Genomic DNA, 22,355 nt, shown 5'->3' with positions numbered 1-22,355 from the left:
TTTATCCTATCCTTATTGCGCTGGCGCATAGGCACCGTTAGTCAGCCAGGTAATCCATGCTTCCTTAAATTCGGCATGACTTATCGGTGGCAATGTTCTACCCTCTCCGGGATTCCAGCCCCATTTGACAAGGCCATCATCGGCATGGGCAATTAATGCTTTGAGGTCTTTGTTTCCATTTTGTTTTGGGTCTACCAATTGTTTTGCGAGTTCACTCGCACTACGTCCCTGGAAGACCATTTTCATGCTGGAGGGTGGTAAATGCCAATCCGGACTTCCCGGCGGTGTTTTTAAACCCGTAGTATTTTCGGTCTGATGGCAGTTTGCACATTTCATGGCCAATAATCCCTTCCCATCAGCACCGCGTTTGGGAAACATGGCATGGAGTCTATTGTCGTCGCCCTGTAACGGAATATCACCGCTGGGATGACAGTTCATGCAACGGGGACTTTGCAATACGGCATATACTTTTTTAAAAGCATTGACAGATCGCACACTATCTTTTTTCACTACGACAGCTATTTCTTTATTGCCTGTATAGTGTGCATCCTCCGAAAAGGCGGAGACTATTCCGATCAGAAATAACGCAATAACACTCAGTGTTGCAGGAAGCCTAAACTTACTTATCTCTTTTTTTTCTTTATCTGTTTTCATGACGATTTTTAAGGTTAGCCCTTTTGTTTCTGGAGTTCCGCAGCCTGGTGAATTGCTTTACGGATACGGGAATAAGTACCGCAACGACAGATATTTCCGGCCATGGCATCGTCAATATCCTGGTCTGTGGGGTTAGGACGCTCACGTAACAGCACGGCAGCGGACATAATCTGGCCGGCATGGCAATAACCACATTGTGGTACATCCACATCTTTCCAGGCGAGTTGCAAAGGATGATCGCCATGTTCCGATAGACCTTCAATGGTAATGACTTCTTTGCCGACCGCACGTTTCATCTTTGTTACACATGAACGTACAGCCTCCCCGTCGAGATGAACCACACAGGCCCCACATTGTGCAACGCCGCATCCATATTTTGTACCTGTCAATCCCACATGATCTCTTAGGAACCACAACAAAGGCATTTCGCTATCAACGTCTACCGTATATTTCTTTTTATTGATTCGTATGCTGTTCATAATTTGTTTATTCTTAGTTACTCTGTAGAGGATCTAGCTATAAAAATAAGCATTTGACCCATATATAGGATAAATTATTACACAAATAGGTAATATAGTCCAAATGTGCTGTAAATGAGTTCAGGTTCAGGGACAACGTACTTCGCAAAACATAATATTTTCCAGGCCAAACTAAATTCCGTAACTTCCGTACAATTGATATAATTAGCAGTGATAACAATGATTCCGAACGATACGATACACCCTCGATTGAATGGACTCGTGCTCAGCGGTGGCAGAAGCCAACGCATGGGGAGAGCTAAAGAAGCGATTAAATGGCATGGTAAACAACAACGTTATCACCTGGCAGATCTGCTGCATGCTTACTGCGAAAAGGTCTATATCTCCTGTCGTGCGGAGCAAATGCCCGAAATGATGGCTGATGCAGCTGTATGTAGCTATGAGCTACTGCCCGATAACTATTCGGATATTGGTCCTATGGGTGGTATACTGACTGCATTTGACGCGCATCCCGAGCAGGCATGGCTTGTTATCGCCTGTGATTTACCCTTGGTGGATCATGCGGCGATTGCGTATCTGGTGCAACAGCGGGATCCATCTCAAATAGCTACGGCCTTTACAGAACCCGGAAGCCAGTTCCCCGAGCCATTGTTTGCCATTTGGGAGCCCGCCAGCTATCCCCTCCTTCAGCAGATGGTTGCCGCAGATAAACTATCCCCACGTCAGCTATTGATGCAGCAGCAGGTCACAGGGATTGCTGCTCCCGATGAAAAAGTACTTACCAACGTCAATACCCCTGCTGAGGCCAGCAGGGTAAAAGCGATTATTGCTAACCAAATTCAGGGCCGCTGAAGGGCGCCACGGTAAAGCATTTCATCCACTTTCTTATACACCTCCGGATCATGTTTTTTGATCTTAATCTTCACATATTTGGAAGCTGGCATATTACTTTCCCTGACCACATTATTAACCGATACAAGCACATTCGTTTCGGGGAAATAAGTGACTGTATTCTTCTCCGGAATGGCGTAGGACACGATCAGAAATAAAGGTGCTACACGCTCTATTCCATCATCATAATTATAAAGATCGACTTTATCTCCGGCTTTAAAACCCGCCTTGACTATATCTTTCGGATTCATAAAAATCACACGGCGCTCATTTTTGATTCCCCGATAACGGTCGTCCAGGCCATAGATGGTCGTGTTGAATTGATCATGGGTACGTGTTGTCGCCATCATATATTCATCATCTGCGAGCTGGTTATCCGGCAGCTCAGTTTGTGTAAAAGGTGCTAAACCACCCAGTTGCCGGGCAAAAGACTGGGAATCACGGGCTTCATTGGGTAGATAGAAGCCCTCTTTCTGCCGTACCCTGACATTATAGTTTTCAAAACCGGGAATACAGTGCTCGATCGCATCACGTACTGCATCATAGCTATCGTGATAACGCTGCCAGTCGATAACGGAGCGTTCACCCAAGGTCGCCATTGCCATACGGCATACAATCTGCGTTTCATTGATGAGGTTTTTGGATACCGCATCTAAGACACCTTTGGAAGCCTGTACCACGCCCATGGAATTTTCTGTGCTGACAATCTGAACCTCCCCATTGACGATATCTTTGTCGCTACGCCCATAAGTAGGTAAAATAAGGGCTGCTTTGCCGTGGATCAGGTGCCCGCGGTTTAACTTTGTGGATACGCAAACTAATAGATCGAGCTTTCGCAGTGCGTTTGCCGTAAATGTGGTATCAGGTGTCGCTGACAGGAAATTGCCGCCCATACAGAAGAGAAATTTAATCTTTTCGGCGTGCATGGCCTTGATGGCGCGTACCACATCGTAGCCATGTTCGCGTGGCGGTTCGAATCCGAAATACTGTTGCAGCCTATCCAGCTGTTCATCTGTGGGTTTCTCGTCAATGAGCATAGTACGGTTGCCTTGCACATTACTGTGCCCACGTACTGGGCAGACACCGCCACCTTTGATCCCGATGCTTCCTTTCAGCAGCAGGATATTCAGGATCTCGCGGATCATATCCACCCCATTGGGCTGTTGCGTCAGTCCCATTCCCCAGCAGAAAATAATCTTATTTTTGAAAGCCAGCAGTTCCGCTGCCTGTTGAATGTCGGCTACAGCAACACCGCTCAGCTTGCTTAGCTGTTCAAGTGTGTATTTGGGTTCATCAAACTGCTGCCGAAAGGCTTCAAAACTTTTAGTCTTATTCTTGATAAAGTCGGTATGGAGTACTTTTCCTGGATTTTTATGCTCCAGATCCAGTAAGATCAGTTCCAGTGCTTTTAAGAGCGCCATATCGCCATTGATCTTCACGGGTAAGTAGAGATCGGCCAGACTTACCCCCTTGCCGATAATACCATTGATCTGTTGCGGGTTCTGGAAACCCATCAGGCCAGCTTCCGGTAAGGGGTTGATGGCAATAATTTTGGCGCCATTTTTTTTGGCCTTTTCCAGCGCACTCATCATGCGGGGGGCGTTGGTTCCCGGATTATGTCCGATGATGACAATCAGTTCGCTTTCATAAAAGTCTGCGAGCTTGACAGTGCCCTTTCCGATACCGATGGTTGGACGTAGTGCCGAACCCGAAGTTTCATGGCACATATTGGAACAGTCGGGCATATTATTGGTGCCAAATTCTTTGGCAAATAGCTGATAGACAAAAGAAGCTTCATTGCTGGTACGGCCAGAAGTATAGAAAGCTGCTTCATGTGGTGAGGCCAAGGAATTGAGTTGAGTGGCAATTTTCTGAAATGCCCCCTCCCAGCTGATCGGTTCATAGTGCGTTCCCCCCGGCGCTAAATACATCGGGTCTGTCAGGCGTCCCATTTTTCCGATCTCATAATCGCTGAGCTGTGCCAGCTCATAGACCGAATTATTTTTGAAAAATCCCGGTGTCACCCGCTTCGTGGTTGCCTCTTCGGCCAGGGCTTTAGCGCCATTTTCACAATATTCACCTACGGGCGAGCGTTCATCGTCAGGATCAGGCCAAGCACAGCTGGGACAGTCAAATCCGCCCATCTGATTCATTTTGAATAAGGCTTTGGAGCCCCTAAAAAGCGTCTTTTCTTCAATAAGATCTGCAAAGGCAGCCAAAACTGCCGGAATACCCGCCGCCGATTTTTCCACGGGGGTCAGCTTAAGGTCAAGAAGCTTATAAGGGTTTTCTGCCTGTGGCTCGGCCTGAATATCATGCTCCAGTTTTTGCTTTCTGTTGTTTTCTTCCATGACGATAGGTATTGGGATACTTATTTTTTTAAAGTCAGCATGCGAGATTGGGGTTCGGATAATTGTCACTTTGATCTTCCGTCGTATTGTCAATACAGGCAAAATCTTTTTCCACGAGCAATTTTACTTTTCCCGATTGCCCCTCGAAGCCGATCCGTTCCGTTTGGACCAATTCCCTGATCATCTCAGCTGATAAACCGACCGTGATTTTATGGCCCACAAAAGAGGCTACAAGTGATTCGGTAGCTGACTGGACAATGTTGTAAACAAGATCCTGCTGGATGAATTCGGTCCGCCCGGATACTTCCCCCTGGGTACCTAACTGATCAATTTCAGACCTGGTCAACCGCAGCCTGACTGTATTATCCTTGATTCGTATTTTCATCTTTCTAGCTATTTATCAATTTGCTGCCTGATTTTATCTTTCTAAATTTGTTAATCTCTCTAAATTTTATTGTCGATCGACATCGTTTTTTTGGATCGTACGGAACTTATGGTATTAACCCTCCAATCGTCATATTGTTTCCCTGATGGTAAATATTGAATCTGTGATCCCGCAAAAATCCCAATAAGCTTATGTCAAATTCCTCGGCCAGTTCGATTGCTAGGCTGGAAGGGGCACCGATTGCCGCAATGCAGGAGATACCCGCCATGGCCGCTTTTTGCACAAGCTCAAAACTGGCACGGCCACTCAATAGCAGTATCGTTTTCTGCAAGGGCAATAAACCGTTCATCAGCGCATGGCCAATGAGCTTATCGAGTGCATTATGGCGCCCTATATCCTCCCGCAATGCAATAAGCTGTCCGTTTAGATCGAATAGGCCTGCTGCATGTATACCGCCGGTCGCGGAAAAGTTTCCCTGCGCAGCGCGGAGCTGGTCCGATAATGTGTAGAGCACTTCGTAGTTCAGCGTGAAAGGTTCGGCAACAAGTTCCTTAAAAATACTGACTGTTTTGATTGCCCCAATTGATCCTTTTCCACATACGCCACAACTGGAGCTGCTGTAGAAATTCCGGTCCAAGCTGTTTGTTTCGGGTGCAAATCCGTCACAAAGTTCCACCAAAATAATATTATGGCTATTTCGGGTACACAATGCATCGACGTGATCCACCGACTTGATTTGGCCCGCTTCCGAAATAAGTCCCTCGGTAAAGAGAAATCCAGTGGCGAGTTCAGCATCATGCCCCGGGGTACGCATCGTGACGGAAATATTCTTATGCGCTGTTATTCCCCCCACTGTCGTTTGTATCCGGATTTCCAAGGGCTCCTCTACCGAGATACAATCCGATATCCGCTCCTGCGATCGGTCGCTCACTTTGACCAAGTCAATGTTTTTTATGGTGATATGCTGTAATACAGTGGATTTCATTATGCAGGTCTTTATACGTCCTAACTATTAAAGGTTCTTATTTCCAATGTACCATGTCGTACGGATAATAAACACTGTCTTTAAAGGTATTTTCATCTAGCCCCATTCTTTTTACTACAGCAGCTACTTCAAATGCCCAATAACCACAATAGCCCCACTCCCTCAGATGGGAATTGTACCAAGCTTCCTCCTTGTGCATCGCATACCAGTTTTTCAGGTATTGCTTGATGGCTAGCTCCGCTTCTTTGTCAGGAAGGTTGATGATGTCCTGTAATAACACAAATGGGCGATAATCATTTGTACTTTTGTCCTTGCGCTCAAGACCGACGATAAAGTATATCAAGTTAACCGGTTTAAAAGCCGGTTCAGTATCGCTGTTCTCCCAAATGTTTATGAAAGTTTGTATTCCGGGATAATGATCCTGAAGTTTTTTCAGCAGAAATAGCAAAGAACAGCATTTAAGAAATAGCGAGTTATTTTTGAACTCCTTTGGATCTGCCTGAAGGAGAAAGGTTATCGCTTCGTCCAGTATAGGAAGTATCGCTTCTAGCTCCCCGCCTTTGGAATAAATAAGCTGGATTTTTTGAAGCCTGATACTACAGGCTTCAATATAATGGTGATTTTCCAGACTGCCATTTTTTTCTTTATAGCGCTGGAAGTCTTCATCGTCATCTTGCATCCACAGATCAATTCTTTCCAGTTCGTTCTCGAAGTATTTTATTTTTTTATGTTGCGCCCTTACTGGTTGCGATGAACTGTTAGGTTCTGCGCCTCCAAAAATTTTGCTGAAAAAACCCATGTTTACTTAAGTTTCACATATTTATTCTGAACTCCTTCATAAATAATTGATAATGTGTCATTCTTTATGCTATAATTACCTTCAGTTTTCTCTTTTGTAGCCGTCTCCACAGTGATAAGTTTATCCTGTTGGGTTTCGTAGGTTGATGTAGTTATAAGCTGCATTTCACCTTCCCCCGACTGCTGAATGAGTTTTCCGTCCTTTGTAAATTCCAGCGAGATTTTCTCAATGGAACCGCCTGTTTCCGAATCTTTCACTGCTCCGTTCCACTTACCGATAAGTTTTGGATCTTCCTGTTTTTTTGAATTGCAGCTCATTGCTAAAAGACAACTTACAACAAGTACTATTTGTTTCATTTAAATTTTATAGAATTTCAAATTTTATATCACTTCAGTACACTAAATTAGTATCATTATTTCATTTAATAAAGAAATATCCACTTTACTCGTTTTAAAGACATAAAAATTAAAGCCAAAAACCCAAAGAAGTGTCAGAAAACCAATTTTCAAGCCACTTATACCTTCAGATCAATCGGCAATGTATAGATCCGCTTTCCCGTTACCGCATAAATGGCATTGCAGAGCGCCGGGGTAAATGGCGGTACCGGTGGCTCGCCCACCCCCGTCGGTTTGGCATCACTGTCCACAATATGCACATGGATCTGTTTGGGTGAATCGGGCATCCGGATAATCTGATAACCGTCAAAATTTCCCTGTTCTACCTGACCATCTTTTACGGTAATGGTACTTTTGAGTGCCAGGCTTGCAGAAAATTGTGCTCCGCCTTCAAATTGCGATTTGATTCGGTCTACATTGACAGCCAGGCCACAGTCCACTGCGTAATATACATTCGGAATGCTGATTTTCTTGTCCTGATCCACACGTACCTCCACCACACAGGCCACATAGGTCAGGAAGCTCTTATGTGCTGCAAAACCCAGTGCGCTGCCTGCAGGCATTGTTTTTCCCCAGCCCGACTCCTTGGCTACCCGTTCGATTACCTTTTTCATACGGCCTGTATCCCAGGGATAGTCACTGATCTTCTCACCATAGTTGGGATAGCTGGTTTTGATCAGCTCCTGGTCAAAAGTGATATGACGGTCTTCTCCAAGCAGTTCCAAGGCATTGGCAACGGGGTCGATACCTCTGGCTTCAGCAATTTCATCCAACATGGTGGCCGCAGCAAATACCTGTGGGATGTTGCGTACCGATCTCAGCCAGCCGATACGCAGATGTGCTTTGGCATCATGTGTTGCAATATTGATGGCCGGCACGTTGTAGGGGAAATCCGAAGCCCCCAGCATAAGTTCGCCATCACTGGGTTGTACTACAGCTTGGTCTTCGGTTGCCGAGATCGACGGATTGGCAATATGGTGAGCCCAACCGCTTAGTTTGTTTTGGCTGTCAATGGTTGCCACAATACGTTGTACGCTCAGTGCATGATAATAGTCATGGCGGATATCGTCCTCCCGTGTCCATTGTACCTTGATCGGCAGCCCCGACTCTTTGGCCAGTACCGCCGCTTCGAGGATAAAATCTGGCTTGGACTTCCGGCCAAATCCACCGCCCAGTAGTGTGACATTCATTTTTACCTTTTCCACCGCAATTCCCAGCTCCTTGGCTACCGCATCACGGGCACCCTGCGGGTTTTGGGTACATGCCCATATTTCACAGTTTCCATTTTTCACCACAGCGAGGGCGCAGGGTGGTTCTATGGTAGCGTGCGCCAGGTAGGGCGCGATATAAGTATGTTCAATGACCTTTTTTGCATTGGCCTTGGCCGCTTTGAAATCGCCGCGTTTACGGCGTAGCGTGCCTTCCTGCGCCACCACCCGCTTGAGTTCCTCAATCTGTTTGGTGGAATCGTAGCCCGCATTGGGGCCCAATTCCCATTCCACCTCCAGCAGATCACGGGCCTTGATCGCTGCCCAGGTATTTTCAGCAATAACCGCTACCCCACTGAGTGGCCGGGATAACGTTGCCGGCAAACCAGCACCTTTGATCGTCAGCACTTTGATCACACCGGGTACCGCCAAAGCTTTACTGTCGTTGACGGATTTTACGGTACCTCCAACAACAGGACAGCGCTTGATCACCGCGATTTTCATTCCTTCTGTAACCGCATCGATTCCGAAAACAGCTTTACCAGTGACAATATTATGCAGATCAATAATTGGCGTCTCCTTGCCGATCATATTGAATTGCTTGCTGTCTTTCAGTTTGATTTCATTTACTTTAGGAATAGGCAGGGATAAGGCTGTTTGCACCAGATCGCCGAAATCTTTCTTCTTGCCCGAACCCTGTTGAATAACCTGGCCATTTTGGGTGTCCAGCTCAGCAATGTCTACCTGCCATTCTTTGGCAGCAGCCCGTAACAGCAACAAGCGTGCGATGGCGCCTGCCTCACGCATGGGTTTATAAAACATGCGTACCGAGAAAGAACCATCGGTATTCTGGTTGCCATATTTCTTTTCATCCCCTTCGGCCTGTACGATTTCGACCTTACTCCAGTCGGCGCCCAGTTCGTCTGCGACGATCAGCGGCAGTGAAGTGCGGATACCCTGTCCCATTTCCGAACGGTGGGCGACAATAGTTACCTTGCCGTCCGAAGCAATGCTCAGGTAGACATTAGGAGCCACTGTGGCCACCTTTTTACCTTTATCGTCACAGCTGAAAAAGCTGACACCGAGTACCAGTCCGCCCGTAAGCAGCCCACTGGCTTTTAAAAAGTCTCTCCGGGAAACACTAAAAACCTCCGAATCTACCTTTTGGGATTTTCTTTCTTGAAAAGGAGCTAATATTTTCATGCGATCTCTACTTTTTTGGTGAAGGGTTAGCCGGTTGTGACCGTTGTACCGGCCGCTTCCAGGATGGCTGCTTTAATTCTGTTATAGGTACCACAGCGGCATAGATTGCCCTGCATGGCCTGCTCAATATCCTGTTCCGAAGGTTTGGCATTTTTTTTCAATAACGCAGCAGCATTCATAATCTGTCCCGTTTGACAGTAGCCGCACTGGGGGACCACATGTTTCTCCCAGGCCTCCTGTACCGGATGGTCGCCCGCTTCAGAGAGTCCTTCAATCGTAGTCACTTTGCCATCACCGATGGCGGAAATGGGAAAAGAGCAGGATCGGATTGCGGTATCATTGAGGTGAACGGTACAGGCTCCGCACAGGGCCTTGCCACAGCCAAACTTGGTGCCTTTCAGGCCGATAATATCACGGAGAACCCAGAGCAAGGGCATATCTTCCAGCACATCAACATCGTGCTTTTTACCGTTTACCAGAATTGAATATTTAGCCATAATCTTATTTTTTTCTTGACTTTACAAGTTTTGTTTAATCGGTTGAATGATTCTGCTTTTCGCCATTCCATGCGATAAGTTTTCACTTATGTATTCGCTTTCAGTGCATTCGGTCATCAAAATCGTATTTAAATTAATCAATTATTTATACATTTTACGGATGTTTTTACCAATATTACAGTTTTCATGTTTTTTACCGTGTAAATCGTTAAATTTGATCAACGGTATTGTAATAAAAAGCTGTTCCATTTAATCAATATATATCCGCGTTCAACCCGGCTTGCCCGTAATTGCATGAAAGAGATCAAAGACATTGTATTGGCTGCGCGTGAAGCCGTTTCCGAAAATAACGCGATGGCATTGGCCACGGTAGTCAAGGTGGAGGGCTCTTCCTACCGTAGACCGGGAGCACGTATGCTGGTCACGGAAGATGGCCGGATGACTGGCGCGATCAGCGGCGGCTGTTTGGAAGGCGATGCACTCAAAAAAGCATTGCTGGCCATTCATCAACGTAAAAATCGGCTTGTCACTTACGATACCAATACTGCGGAAGGCTCGGCGATCGGGCTGCAGCTTGGATGCAATGGTATTGTGCACATACTTTTTGAATATATAGACCTGCAGCGGACAGATCATCCGATCATACTGCTGGAAAGCCTATTACAACAGCGGCATGAAGCTCTTTTGGCGACCTGCTTTTCCAGCGACAGACAAGGAGAACATGAAGGGACCCAGTTGCTTGTTAAAGATTTAACAGCCGAGATTCAATCTGTAGACACGCAATTTCCGGAGCTGAAGGAATATATCAATTTAGCCCGAACAAACCGACAGTCCGTGTTGGCTTCGCTAACAAGGGCGGGAGAAAATAAGGAAGTGCTGATTCAATACCTCGCACCCACCACCCATTTAGTCCTGGCTGGTGCCGGAAATGATGCCCAGCCTGTCGTGGAAACCGCCAGTTTATTGGGTTGGGAAATTACGGTGCTTGATGGGCGGGTCGGTCATGCTACGGCAGGACGCTTCCCCAGGGCCCATCGTTTGATGACAGGCCCCGCTGAGGAGGTTTTGAAGAACATAGCTATAGATCCCTGGACCGTTTTTGTGCTGATGACGCATAATTATCGCTATGATCTCAGCCTATTGAAGGAGCTGGTTCACAGCCCTACCCCTTACATTGGTTTGTTGGGGCCGAAAACCAAATTATTACGTATGTTTGCGGATCTGCGGCAGGACGGTGCCGAACTTACCCCGGCACAGCAGCATATTGTTCACGGTCCTGTAGGCCTTGATATAGGCGCCGAAACATCAGATGAAATTGCGCTGGCCATTATCGCAGAGATTAAAGCCGTTTTAAACGGCCGACCCGGGGGGTCTCTCAAATTTCTCCAGACTAAAATACATGCCGAAAATCCCCTAATACCTTAATTATGATACTCAAGGATACATTTGGACGTATACACGATTATTTACGGATATCCCTTACCGATAACTGCAATCTACGCTGTTTCTATTGTATGCCGGAGGAAGAATATAGCTTTACCCCACACAAGCAATTGATGCAGGTTGACGATATTGAGACTTTAGCTAAGCTATTTGTGGATCAGGGTATCCGAAAGATACGCCTGACCGGTGGCGAACCCCTGGTACGTAAGGATTCACCCGCTATTATTGAGCGTTTGGCCCGACTTCCGGTCGAGCTCCATATGACCAGCAATGGTATCCGGATCGATGAGATGTTGCCACAGCTCGTGGCAGCCGGTTTCAAAAGCATCAATATCAGCCTGGATACCCTACGGGCCGAACGTTTTTTGCAGATCACCCGGAGAGATTACTTCGGCCGTGTGCGCCACAATATCGATCTGCTGCTACAGCATGGTATCCCCACCAAGATCAATATGGTGGTGATGAAAGGTATCAATGACGACGAGATCCTTGATTTTGCCGCCTTGACCGAAAAAAATCCGCTAGAGGTCCGTTTTATCGAATTTATGCCTTTCAGTGGTAACAAGTGGACCAGCAACCAAGTTTATACCCAAGCAGATATTATGCATCAGATCCAGCAGTTCTACCCTATCCAAGCTGTTACGGCTGGACCGCACGATACGGCAAAGGCCTTTTTGATTCCCGGCCATGCGGGCCGTATCGCATTGATCAGCACCATGACGGCACCATTCTGCGCGGGATGCAACCGCATACGGCTCACCGCCGATGGCAAACTTAAAAACTGCCTGTTTTCGCAAGGTGAAACAGACCTGCTGACAGGCTTAAGGGCCGGTGTTGATGTGCTGCCGCTGATCCAGGAAAATATACGCGCCAAATCCAAAGCGCTTGGCGGACAGTTAACAACAGATTTTGAACAGATAGACACCGATGACCTCACAAATCGGAGTATGATAACCATTGGCGGATGATAAAGCAAACAGGTATAATGATATTGGCGGCGGGCAATTCCTCACGGCTTGGCCTTCCCAAACAGCTGCTAGAGTTTGAGGGTGAACCCTTGTTGAAACGGATCAGTCGTGCAGCCCTTGCTGTCCCGGGCGTCAGCGTCACGGTTGTTACCGGCGCGTATCCCGATCCGATCCATACATTGTTGCAGAATAGCAATGTTGATGTTGTTGTCAATACACATTGGGTGTCAGGTCTGGCCAGTTCCATTGTTATGGGTTTAAAGGAGTTGCTAAAAAAACAACCTGAACTAGAGCGATGCATCATTAGTTTATGCGATCAGCCCTTTGTGGACCAGCATGTCTTTCAGCAGCTTATTCAACTTGCCGATAGCAGTGGCAAAGGGATTGTCGCTACCGGTTTTTCCGGGACCTGGGGAGCACCGGTTCTCTTCGATAAAAAATACTTCGAAGGTCTGATGCAGCTCGAAGGCCAGCAGGGCGCAAAGAAATTTGCCGAACAATATGCCGACGACAGGATCATATTCCCTTACGAAGACGCAAAATACGATGTGGATACCCAGGCGGATTATTTCCGTCTTCCACATCAGTTTATCAGTGTCCAGCAGGCCAAGGCCATTATTCATCATTTTTTGCCCGCCCTGCGGCAAGAGCGGCTAGCTCTACCGGATGCTTTGGGCTATACCCTAGCGCAGTCCGTGATTGCCGGGCAGGCTATTCCAGGCTTTGCACAGTCCTCGATGGATGGTTACGCCATCCGTTTTGCCGACCGCATGCAGGAACTTCCCGTCGTGGATAAAATACCCGCGGGTACGACAATCGCAAAGACCCTTGATCCCGGACAGGCCATGCGCATCTATACCGGTGCCCCACTGCCCCTGGGTGCTGATACGGTGGTGATGCAGGAAAAAGTCAGCTTCAGTAAAGCAGATACGATTTTGATACAAGACCCGGCCTTAACATTGGGAGACAATGTCCGCCCCGAAGGATCCGAGGTGGAAGCCGGCAGTATTGCCATGCTGCCTGGTACCCCCATGACTCCGGCTGCCATCGGCTATCTGGCCAATATCGGCTGTACCGAAGTGTCGGTGTACGCCGCACCCATAGTGCATATTATCCTCACTGGCGACGAGCTCAGACCCACGGATGCAACACTCGGTTATGGCGAAGTCTACGAATCCAACTCTTACCAGCTCAAGGCAGCGCTTCAGCAGCTGGGAATAGACAAGGTGGAGGGCATTCAGGTGCGTGATGACAAAAACCTGCTCCGCACAGCCCTTGAGCGAGCCTTGAATAAGGCTGATGTTGTCCTTTTGGTCGGGGGCGTCAGCGTCGGAGACTACGATTATGTCGTGGATGTCGCCAAGAGCTGTGGTGTTAAACAACATTTTCATCGTATCCGCCAGAAACCGGGCAAACCGCTCTTTTTCGGCAGCCGGGAGGAAAAGCTTGTTTTTGGATTGCCCGGTAACCCCGCCTCTGCGTTGACCTGTTTTTACCTGTATGTGGCGACGGCACTGGAGCGTATGATGCAGCTGCCTGAGCGCGATCCTTATGTCAGGACACGCAGTACGGTGGCTTATCACAAAAAGCCTGGACTGACCCATTTTCTCAAGGCCTACTACGATGGGCATGCCGTCAAACCTCTTCATGCACAGGAATCTTATCGCCTCCAATCCTATGCCCAGGCCAATTGCCTGTTGATTCTGGAGGAAGATTCAGAAGGCTGCGCAGCCGGAGACGAAGTTATTATCCATCTCTTAAGCTAAGGAACCATGCCCATTGAGCTTTTTTATTTTTTTCTGTTTATCCTCGCCTTCCTGTACGCTGCTGTCGGACATGGCGGTGCCAGCGGTTATCTTGCCCTGATGGCACTCTATGGTATTGCGCCGCAGGAGATGAAACCTACAGCATTAGTACTTAATCTTTTTGTTTCGTTAACTTCTTTTATACAGTATTACAGAGGGCATTATTTTAAACGTAATCTATTTTTAATGGTCTCCGTAGCTTCGGTTCCTATGGCTTTTATCGGTGGCATGATTACCTTGGAGGACCACCTTTACAAACGCCTACTTGGTCTGCTGCTGTTGTTTCCGATCGTTCGGTTTTTCTTTTTCAGAAGTCCGGCCGAAGCTGAGCTTAAACAGTACAACAGCCTTGGGGCATTGGTCATAGGTGCTGTTGTCGGCCTGTTATCGGGTATGATCGGTATCGGTGGCGGAATTATTCTGTCCCCTTTTCTGATCCTGCTCAAATGGACCGATCAAAAACAGACTGCGGCAATCAGTGCTGCATTTATTTTTGTAAATTCATTGTCGGGACTTGGCGGTATGCTTACACAGGGCGTTTCGTTTAATGTGCATATGTGGATTTATATCGCTGTCGCATTTACGGGAGGCCTATTGGGCGCGTATCTGGGATCAAAAAAATTAAACCAGGAAGTATTGAAATATGTGCTGGCTGCCGTACTTTTGGTTGCCGCCTATAAACTATTGTTTACAACAGCGTAATTTAAGGTATGCACATCCGGTTTGTAGCATATAGACATTAGATATATTGAAAAATGAGAGTTCAAGTTAAGACATTTGGTGCTTTGACAGATATTCTGGAGAAAGAGTTTTACATGACGGCAGTCGATACGGAGGAACTCCTGACGGTATTATCGCATCAGCATGTAGCACTTGCCCATCGTAAGCTGCTCATAGCTGTCAATAATAGGATTATCAATGGGCCCGTCGTATTACAGGAAAATGATACCGTGGCGCTGATGCCACCCTATTCTGGAGGATAAGTATGCAGCATGAACGTTATGCAAGGCAGTATGTGTTACCGGGGTTTGGCGAAGTAGGCCAAGCGAAGTTGCAGTCCGCGCGCTTATTGGTTGTGGGGGCCGGCGGTCTCGGCTGCCCAGCGCTACAGTATCTTGCTGCGGCCGGCGTCGGACACATCGCTATTATAGACCATGACCGTATTGAACTGAGCAATCTGCATCGGCAGGTGCTGTATGATACCGCAGATATCGGTCAGCCTAAGGCTGAGGTCGCGGCCCGCAAGCTAGGGCAGTTAAATCCCGAGTGCAACATTCAGTATTGGGTGGAACAGTTTAACCCTGCAAATGCTGTTGAACGGCTACAGTCCTACGATATCATCCTGGACTGTACCGACAATTTCGCCGCGCGTTATTTACTTTGCGATGCCTGTCGCCTCCTGGACAAACCCTTGATTTTTGCTGCGATCTATCAATATGAAGGTCAGGTTGCTGTATTCAATGTAGCCGATGCGCATGGTGTCAAGACAACTTACCGGCATCTGTTCCCCTTGCCGCCGGATCCCCTGGAGGCACCGGATTGTAATACGGCCGGTGTGCTTGGCGTACTGCCCGGTATGCTTGGCATATTACAGGCAACAGAAGCCATTAAATTATTGACCGGGATTGGTGTTGTGTTAAGTAATAAATTGATGACTGTCAATTTATTGGATAATCGTACTTTTACTTTTGATATACCCCCGGAGGCACCCGAAGGAATCTCTTTTCCCCAGCATCTGGATGCCGTAAAGAATTTTGATTATAACAATCATTGTACTGCGACAGGTGGAGAGCTACAGGTTATCACCGCTGCCGACCTTGTCATGCAATGGCTTGCCGCTGATCTGCAGCTGGTGGACGTACGGGAAATGGATGAATTACCACGGCTTCCCGTTCCTCATCTCTCCATTCCGCTTGTAACATTGCCGCAGCAATTGGAACAGCTGAACGGCAGGCGTATCGTCTTCGTCTGCCAGACCGGCAAGCGGAGTTTGGCAGCAGCCCAGTACTACCTGGGGCAGGCCAGCAGCAAGCAGCAGATTTTTCATGTGGGCGGCGGTATCATGGTTTTAAAAAACTATTTCAATGAATAAGGAAAAAAACGATATTTTTATGCAGGGTCCCATTCCCCCTGAGCGGATTGCCACAAGTATTGCCACACATGGCCGTAAATCTGACATTGGAGCCCATAGTATTTTTCTTGGGCAGATCCGTGCCGATCAGGTGGACGGAAAAACGGTGCGCGCGATTGACTATAGCATTAACCGGGAACTGGCGCTGTCAAAGATGGCCGAAATCCGTCAGGCGGTCTTTGACAAGTATCCCCTGGCCTGTATGCATGTTTACCACAGTGAAGGACTGGTGCAGGTAGGCGAAATCTGCTTTTTTGTCTTCACCTCTTCTGCACATCGGCGTGCAGCCATAGATGCCTGCGAGGAGCTTGTGGAACGCATAAAAAAAGAAATGCCTATCTGGGGCAAAGAAATATTTGAAGACGATACCCATCAATGGAAAACAAATAGATAACATGGTCGATATTACACATAAAAGCAGCACACTACGTAAAGCTATCGCAGAGGCTACGGTAAATGTCTCCTCCGAAAATACGATTCGGATGATCGAGCAGCGACAGATCCCCAAAGGTGATATCTTTGAATTTGCACGTGCCTCAGCATTACTTGCGATCAAAAAAACAGGTGACATGATTCCGGACTGCCATCCTTTACCCGTAGAGTATGCAGCTATTCGTTATTCCATCATAGGCTTACAGATCCGTATTGAAGTTGAAGTACATACGATTTACAAAACCGGTGTTGAAGTCGAAGCCATGCATGGTGCTTCGGTTGCAGCTCTTGTCATTTATGATATGCTGAAGCCTGTGGACAAGCAGGTGGAGATCGGCGCTATCCGGCTGCTCGAAAAGCGCGGTGGTAAGAGCAATGAATCCTTTCCCTGGGCCGGTCAGCTCAGAGCCGCCGTGGTGGTCTGCAGTGATTCGGTTGCCGCAGGTCACAAGCAGGATGTTTCCGGCAAGATTTTGTTTGAACTTCTTGAAGAACAGGGTTTACGTGATATTGTCTATGCCGTAGTTGCCGACGAGCCTGAAGCGATACGGGAACGTGTGGAGCATTATCAGCAGACTGGAATAGACCTGCTGGTTTTTACGGGCGGGACAGGTCTCTCCGACCGCGATGTTACGCCCGATACCGTAGCCCCTTATATTACCCGGGACATTCCCGGAATTATGGAGACGGCGCGGCAGTATGGACAACAGCGGGTCAAGACAGCAATGCTCTCGCGGGGTATTTCAGGTTTTGCCGACCGGATGCTGATCCTTACACTGCCCGGATCGACCAATGGCGTACGTGAAAGTATTGCCGCATTATTTCCGCAGCTGCTCCATGTTTTTCAGGTCAGGGAAAATGCAGGCCATTAGTTTGTATTTCGCAGTTTCTGAACAAGCTGTTTAACCCGACGGGCAGTCTGATCGATTTCCGCTTCCGTCGTTGAGCGGCCCAGACTAAAACGGATGGATGACAGGGCGTCGAGGTCTGCGCGGCCCATGGCTTTGAGCACATGTGAAGGTCGTGAGGTCAGCGCCGAGCAGGCCGAGCCACTGGCAACGGAGATGGTTCCCAGACCCATGATAAGCTGTTCGGATAATGCCCCCGGAAAGCAGATGTTGGTTGTGTTATAAAGTCTATGGATGGAACTACCATTCCGGAATGCTCCATCGATAGACAGCAGTTCGTTTTCCAGTAGGTCTCTTAGCCGGCCTATTTTCTGCTGCTCTGCATTCAGTTCTTTTTGTGCAATCCGCAGTGCAGCAGCCATGCCGATAATTCCCGTTGTATTGAGCGTACCGCCACGCCATCCCTGTTGCTGCCCACCGCCCTGCATAATCGGCGATAGCACGTTTTTTGCCTGCTCGCCTATAAAAAGCCCCCCAGCTCCCTTTGGGCCATAAAATTTATGCGCCGAAAAGGCCAGTAGATCAACGCCGAGTTCCCCGGTATGAACAGGCATTTTGCCGACTGCCTGGGTTGCATCGCATAAGACCAGTGCCTGCTGCCGATGGGCAATTTCCGCGATTTCCCTGATCGGCAGGATCAGGCCGGTTTCGTTATTCACGAGCATACTGCAGACCAATGCGGTATCCTCACGGATGGTTTCTGCCAGCAAGGCCAGATCAGGTATCCCCTGCTCGTCCACGGCAAGGTAAGAGATTTCAAATCCCAGCAGCTCCATAAATGCACAGGTTTCCAATACAGCTTTATGTTCGGTGGCTATACTGACGATATGTTTACGCGGGGAAAACTGCAGTCCCTGGATCGCTAGATTGATTGCCTCGGTAGCACCGGAAGTATGGACGATATTTCCCGCATGCGTACCCAATGCGTATGCGATCTCTGCAGTTGCCTGCTCGACAGCATCCTGTACGGTCAGGCTAAAGAGATGCGCGCCGCTCGGATTCGCGTAACTGCTTCCAAAAAACGGGAGCATCTCCTGCAGCACGCGCTCGTCGACGGGCGTTGTGGCATTATAATCGAGATAGATAAAATTTGAGTTGCTATTGTCCATGTCATCATCTGGCCGTTTTACCGATTTCTGCTGCGGTACAGCCATCCATGCGGGCTGCCGATAGTTGGATCGCAGTAGAGAAACCGAACGATACACAAATATAAGTATTCACTATCAAAGGGCCTTATTCAAAATACTTGCTCCTGTCTGCCGGTACATTTTTTTTCTTGTTTAGAATAATTCCTAATAATACTGTACTTTTGTCCCATCCTCATACTTTATCAAAGCAATGGCAAATAAGATGACCCCAAAAAACAGTCTAAAAAAGATATTCCAACAACTACACCTTTTTATCGGACTGCTTTTTAGTCTCATTTTTTTGATCGTTTGTATCAGCGGAATGCTGCTGAGTTTTGAGAAAGAACTGACACCTTTGTTATGGCCGAAAGAACAGCGGGTTGCTGTCTTGGAAAACCGCTTACCTGTCGATGTGATTGTATCGGGAGCAAAAAATATTTTTCCCGATAAAAGGCTTTTCCGTCTTGAAATTCCTGCTGATCCGTCTAGGAGCTATCGGGTTCAATATGGATCAAAAAAAGAAAAATACTGGTATGCTTATATCAACCCCTATACGGGTGAAGTCTTGTCCAAAGGGCCGCAGGCTGAGCGTTTCTTTCAAAAAGTACTGGATATACACCGTTTTCTTTTGATGGACAAAATTGGGGCGACGCTGACGGGGATTTCCGCTCTTGCGACCCTATTTCTCGCGATAAGCGGTATTTATCTATGGTGGCCCAAGAATAAACAGCTGCTCAAGCAGCGCCTCAAAGTGGGGATGTCTGCTTCTATGAAAAGAAAAGTGTGGGATTTTCACGCTGTGGGAGGATTCTATGCAGCATTGTTTCTCCTGATCTTTACCCTGACCGGTCTGACATGGAGCTCTGACTGGTACAATAAACAGTTTTTTAGGCTTTTCGGTGCCGATAACAAGACGAAAAAAGAAAAAGTAAAAAATCCAGTATCGGAACTTGCTGTTGGCTTTTCGCCACTCCAGACCATGTATCAGCAGATTAGTACCCTTTATCCTGCTCCGGGGAATATACTGATGACATTTCCGGAACAGGAACATATCGCTTTTTCATTGACTAAAGAATCATTTTCTGGCGGGCTGTTGCAGATCAACCAGGCCTATTTCGACAGCAGATCCGGTAAGCTGATCAAAGGCAACCCAATGAACAAGTTGCCTTTGGCCGAGCAAATGCGCAAGATGGTCAAGCCCATCCATGTTGGCTCGGTATTTGGCCTTCCTTCAAAAATTGTGATGTTTTTGGCCGCTAGTCTGGCCGCCACCCTCCCCATCACCGGTCTTTGGATCTGGCTCAACAAAAGGAACAAAAAAATGGTAAGGCCCAGAAAAAAACGAAGACCTAGAGATCGAGCTGTATCCCTAAATTTGCCATAGTCCCGGAACCCTTGATGTAATAGCGGCCTTCATTGGTTGCACCCCGTACTTCGGCATGAACGGGATAATAATCCGCATTGAATAGGTTGTTGATAGCGAATAAAAAGGTGAATTTCTGATATTTGTACCTGGTTTGGAAATCAACAAGATTATAACCGGAAATCGGATATTTTCCATAATTATATTCCGCAGCCGGGAATACGTCCCGCCCACCCAAGTGCAGGTATTGCAAATAAACATTCCAGTTGTCCGTGATGCTGAAATCGGCATTTAGGTTAATTTTGAACGGAGAAATAATGGAATTGTCTAATTTATCTTTGTACTTGCCTTCTTTTTTCAGATCCTGACGCCCATCCATATAGCCGAGTACAGTTCCCAAAGACAGCCATTGAAGCGGTTTTACATTTCCGACAAATTCCACCCCATAAATGCGTTGTGGTACCTGACTCAGTTCGTAATTACCCGGCGTGGAAGTCTCCGCGAAGGTGTTCCCTTTCTGCGATGTACTATAATAGCCTGTCAGCTGGTAGTCCCATATATTCAATTTACCATTTAGACCCAATTCGAAATTGTTGACCACAACAGGTTTGGGATCAATTTGGCTCAAGGGTACACCATTGCGCAGGATAAGCCCGACATCGCCAATGGAATATCCCTGCGAAAAGGAAGCGAAAGGTTGCGCGTAACTATATTTGTTGTACCGTGTGGCGATATTAAAGACAAAAGCATCTGAATTATTATTATCACCCGCAGTGAGTTTGCCATTTTTCGTCAGATCGCCGACCTTAAAACGGATATTTTCATAGCGTACCCCGCCTTTTAGAATCCAGTCGGTGCCTAAATTCAATTTACTCTGCAGATAAAACGCGACATTGTTCATATTCATATCCGGTGTCACCAGGTCATCTTTCAGTGTTTTCTGTACGGTATGGTCTTTTAGAAAATCAGCACCGTAGATCAGGGAGATATTGGATGATGAGCCCAGCTGAAAAGGTGTATTAAAATTTAACCTTGCTCCTTTATGGTCAGAATAATTTTGGTTGTACGTTTCAAAAACCGTATTCATATCTTCATAGTACAGGCTTAAATTTGCTGCCGTCTTTCCATATCGACCATCATACTTCAAATGAAAAGCCTTGTTATAGGGAGTACCACCGTTGATCACGGTATCAGAAGGAATACCAATGGCCGGCGACTTGCCAAAATCACCCTTGGTACCGACATATTTACTATCCTGCAGGCTACGATAATAATTGCCCATAAATTCGACCCGATGCTCGGGGGCTATTTGATAACCGATTTTGGTCAGGACATTATAAGCGCGTGTTTCGCCCAACCCATAAAACGGACTGGCAATCGCTGCGTCGGCGCTCCGTACCACACCCGAGCGTCCGGCTTTACCCTGAATGACATAATCCCATTTGTCCAGCTGCCCTGAAAATACCTGGGCGATATTGTAGCCATAGGTCTCGCTAGGCTTTACCAGGCTCAATGAATTATTGAGATAGGTTGATGAAGCCAGCTTTTTCCCTTGCTGTGGCTTTTTGGTGATGTAGTTTATTACACCGCCGGCAGCGCCGTTGCCGTACATTGCCGTAGCGCCATTCACCACCTCGATGTGATCGATTGCACTGGCATCGATTGTCCGCAAGTCGCGACCACCATTGCGTAGCGGTGTGGACTGCGGAATGCCGTCAATTAATACCAAAAAATTACGCCCCCGAATTTTGGCGATAAAGTTATTTTGGCTTTCCTCGCTGGGCGAGATACTGGGTACCTTCTGCATCAGGATGGATGGCAGATTATCGTTGATCTGCCGTTGCTGATCGAGTGCCTTAGTACCGATATAGGTGATCGATGAGGGCACCTGATCGATATGTTCTGCCAATCGACTTGCTGTCACGACCACTTCATCCAAACTCTGCTGTTCGGCAGTCAAGGTAATCGTTTTTAAATCATGTTGCTCCTCGCGCAGGTCAATATCTTGAAATCGCTTGCCAAATCCCACCGAACTTAATGTCAAACGGTATGTACCGTAATGTATAGCTGTTAATCTGAAGTAACCATCTTTATCGGACTTGGTGCTCTTTGCTGCATCTAACTCAACACGTACATTTGCCAAAGGGAGACCTTGCGCATCGACCACCTGGCCTATGATCGTACCTTTTTGCTGTGCTTTGGGAATGGATATATCGAAAGGCCTGTAGCTGTTATATACGGTTCCCGCAGAGGCTGATGTGGATAAGGAAAAAGAACAAGCTACTAAGGCGACTGTGAGCCTAGTCACGCGATATGGATTAACTTTCATTT

Annotated in this window: 21 protein-coding genes; 10 read left to right on the top strand and 11 right to left on the bottom strand. The window is 47.3% G+C overall.

Features of this window, described 5'->3' with window-relative positions:
• Window positions 1–12: 12 nt before the first annotated feature.
• Both ACK8HY_RS22265 and ACK8HY_RS22260 read right to left on the bottom strand, forming a co-directional pair.
• Window positions 13–654, bottom strand: a complete 642-nt coding sequence (locus ACK8HY_RS22265) for a hypothetical protein (RefSeq protein WP_416134875.1) — start codon at window positions 652–654, stop codon at window positions 13–15.
• Window positions 655–668: 14 nt separating this feature from the next.
• The gene (locus ACK8HY_RS22260; RefSeq protein ID WP_416134874.1) at window positions 669–1,133 is read right to left on the bottom strand and encodes a (2Fe-2S)-binding protein; all 465 of its coding nucleotides are present in this window, start codon (window positions 1,131–1,133) and stop codon (window positions 669–671) included.
• Between the two features lie 219 nt (window positions 1,134–1,352).
• Between ACK8HY_RS22260 and ACK8HY_RS22255 the strand changes: the two genes are divergently transcribed.
• Window positions 1,353–1,985 carry an NTP transferase domain-containing protein gene (locus ACK8HY_RS22255; RefSeq protein ID WP_416134873.1) on the top strand — a complete coding sequence of 211 codons (633 nt, stop codon included), beginning with the start codon at window positions 1,353–1,355 and terminating at the stop codon, window positions 1,983–1,985.
• On the opposite strand, the gene ACK8HY_RS22250 is transcribed toward ACK8HY_RS22255, so the two are convergent.
• From ACK8HY_RS22250 to ACK8HY_RS22220, 7 genes are all read right to left on the bottom strand, one after another.
• A complete protein-coding gene (locus tag ACK8HY_RS22250; protein ID WP_416134872.1) occupies window positions 1,973–4,375 on the bottom strand; it encodes an FdhF/YdeP family oxidoreductase in 2,403 nt (800 codons plus the stop codon). The two genes, ACK8HY_RS22255 and ACK8HY_RS22250, sit on opposite strands and share 13 nt — an antisense overlap.
• Window positions 4,376–4,409: 34 nt before the next feature.
• Window positions 4,410–4,760, bottom strand: a complete 351-nt coding sequence (locus ACK8HY_RS22245; RefSeq protein WP_077433473.1) for a DUF7009 family protein — start codon at window positions 4,758–4,760, stop codon at window positions 4,410–4,412.
• Window positions 4,761–4,866: 106 nt separating this feature from the next.
• Window positions 4,867–5,745: a formate dehydrogenase accessory sulfurtransferase FdhD gene (fdhD, locus tag ACK8HY_RS22240; protein WP_416134871.1), complete on the bottom strand. Its 879-nt coding sequence runs from the start codon at window positions 5,743–5,745 to the stop codon at window positions 4,867–4,869.
• A gap of 37 nt (window positions 5,746–5,782) precedes the next feature.
• Window positions 5,783–6,544, bottom strand: a complete 762-nt coding sequence (locus ACK8HY_RS22235; RefSeq protein WP_416134870.1) for a PoNe immunity protein domain-containing protein — start codon at window positions 6,542–6,544, stop codon at window positions 5,783–5,785.
• A gap of 2 nt (window positions 6,545–6,546) precedes the next feature.
• Window positions 6,547–6,900: a hypothetical protein gene (locus ACK8HY_RS22230; RefSeq protein WP_343560870.1), complete on the bottom strand. Its 354-nt coding sequence runs from the start codon at window positions 6,898–6,900 to the stop codon at window positions 6,547–6,549.
• A gap of 158 nt (window positions 6,901–7,058) precedes the next feature.
• Complete coding sequence (locus tag ACK8HY_RS22225) at window positions 7,059–9,350, bottom strand: molybdopterin cofactor-binding domain-containing protein (RefSeq protein WP_416134869.1); 2,292 nt, start codon at window positions 9,348–9,350, stop codon at window positions 7,059–7,061.
• Window positions 9,351–9,376: 26 nt separating this feature from the next.
• Window positions 9,377–9,847, bottom strand: a complete 471-nt coding sequence (locus tag ACK8HY_RS22220; protein ID WP_416134868.1) for a (2Fe-2S)-binding protein — start codon at window positions 9,845–9,847, stop codon at window positions 9,377–9,379.
• A gap of 294 nt (window positions 9,848–10,141) precedes the next feature.
• Between ACK8HY_RS22220 and ACK8HY_RS22215 the strand changes: the two genes are divergently transcribed.
• From ACK8HY_RS22215 to moaCB, 8 genes are read left to right on the top strand one after another with little or no spacing between them, the layout of a single operon-like run.
• Complete coding sequence (locus ACK8HY_RS22215; protein WP_416134867.1) at window positions 10,142–11,272, top strand: XdhC family protein; 1,131 nt, start codon at window positions 10,142–10,144, stop codon at window positions 11,270–11,272.
• A gap of 2 nt (window positions 11,273–11,274) precedes the next feature.
• Window positions 11,275–12,258, top strand: coding sequence for a GTP 3',8-cyclase MoaA (gene moaA, locus ACK8HY_RS22210; RefSeq protein ID WP_416134866.1), 984 nt, complete (start codon window positions 11,275–11,277; stop codon window positions 12,256–12,258).
• A complete protein-coding gene (gene glp / locus ACK8HY_RS22205) occupies window positions 12,255–14,024 on the top strand; it encodes a gephyrin-like molybdotransferase Glp (RefSeq protein ID WP_416134865.1) in 1,770 nt (589 codons plus the stop codon). The genes moaA and glp overlap by 4 nt, the downstream gene beginning before the upstream one ends.
• 6 nt (window positions 14,025–14,030) lie before the next feature.
• The gene (locus tag ACK8HY_RS22200) at window positions 14,031–14,765 is read left to right on the top strand and encodes a sulfite exporter TauE/SafE family protein (RefSeq protein WP_416134864.1); all 735 of its coding nucleotides are present in this window, start codon (window positions 14,031–14,033) and stop codon (window positions 14,763–14,765) included.
• A 53-nt stretch (window positions 14,766–14,818) separates the two neighbouring features.
• Window positions 14,819–15,046: a MoaD/ThiS family protein gene (locus tag ACK8HY_RS22195; RefSeq protein ID WP_343560856.1), complete on the top strand. Its 228-nt coding sequence runs from the start codon at window positions 14,819–14,821 to the stop codon at window positions 15,044–15,046.
• A 2-nt stretch (window positions 15,047–15,048) separates the two neighbouring features.
• The gene (locus ACK8HY_RS22190; RefSeq protein ID WP_343560854.1) at window positions 15,049–16,155 is read left to right on the top strand and encodes a HesA/MoeB/ThiF family protein; all 1,107 of its coding nucleotides are present in this window, start codon (window positions 15,049–15,051) and stop codon (window positions 16,153–16,155) included.
• On the top strand, window positions 16,148–16,588 hold the full coding sequence (locus tag ACK8HY_RS22185) for a molybdenum cofactor biosynthesis protein MoaE (protein ID WP_416134863.1): 441 nt from the start codon (window positions 16,148–16,150) through the stop codon (window positions 16,586–16,588). The genes ACK8HY_RS22190 and ACK8HY_RS22185 overlap by 8 nt, the downstream gene beginning before the upstream one ends.
• Before the next feature lies 1 nt (window position 16,589).
• Window positions 16,590–17,498, top strand: coding sequence for a bifunctional molybdenum cofactor biosynthesis protein MoaC/MoaB (moaCB, locus tag ACK8HY_RS22180; protein ID WP_343560850.1), 909 nt, complete (start codon window positions 16,590–16,592; stop codon window positions 17,496–17,498).
• On the opposite strand, the gene ACK8HY_RS22175 is transcribed toward moaCB, so the two are convergent.
• The gene (locus ACK8HY_RS22175; RefSeq protein WP_416134862.1) at window positions 17,495–18,739 is read right to left on the bottom strand and encodes a cysteine desulfurase family protein; all 1,245 of its coding nucleotides are present in this window, start codon (window positions 18,737–18,739) and stop codon (window positions 17,495–17,497) included. The two genes, moaCB and ACK8HY_RS22175, sit on opposite strands and share 4 nt — an antisense overlap.
• Window positions 18,740–18,872: 133 nt before the next feature.
• Between ACK8HY_RS22175 and ACK8HY_RS22170 the strand changes: the two genes are divergently transcribed.
• Window positions 18,873–20,045, top strand: coding sequence for a PepSY-associated TM helix domain-containing protein (locus tag ACK8HY_RS22170; protein ID WP_416134861.1), 1,173 nt, complete (start codon window positions 18,873–18,875; stop codon window positions 20,043–20,045).
• Here the strand turns inward: ACK8HY_RS22170 and ACK8HY_RS22165 are convergent.
• A complete protein-coding gene (locus tag ACK8HY_RS22165) occupies window positions 20,011–22,353 on the bottom strand; it encodes a TonB-dependent receptor (RefSeq protein WP_416134860.1) in 2,343 nt (780 codons plus the stop codon). The genes ACK8HY_RS22170 and ACK8HY_RS22165 overlap by 35 nt on opposite strands.
• Between the last annotated feature and the right edge of the window lie 2 nt (window positions 22,354–22,355).

The sequence above is a fragment of the Sphingobacterium sp. NGMCC 1.201703 genome (assembly GCF_047784615.1).
Classification (GTDB): Bacteria; Bacteroidota; Bacteroidia; order Sphingobacteriales; family Sphingobacteriaceae; genus Sphingobacterium.
Note: the sequence above shows the minus strand (reverse complement) of the source record. Positions and strands in the feature narration are given on the sequence as shown.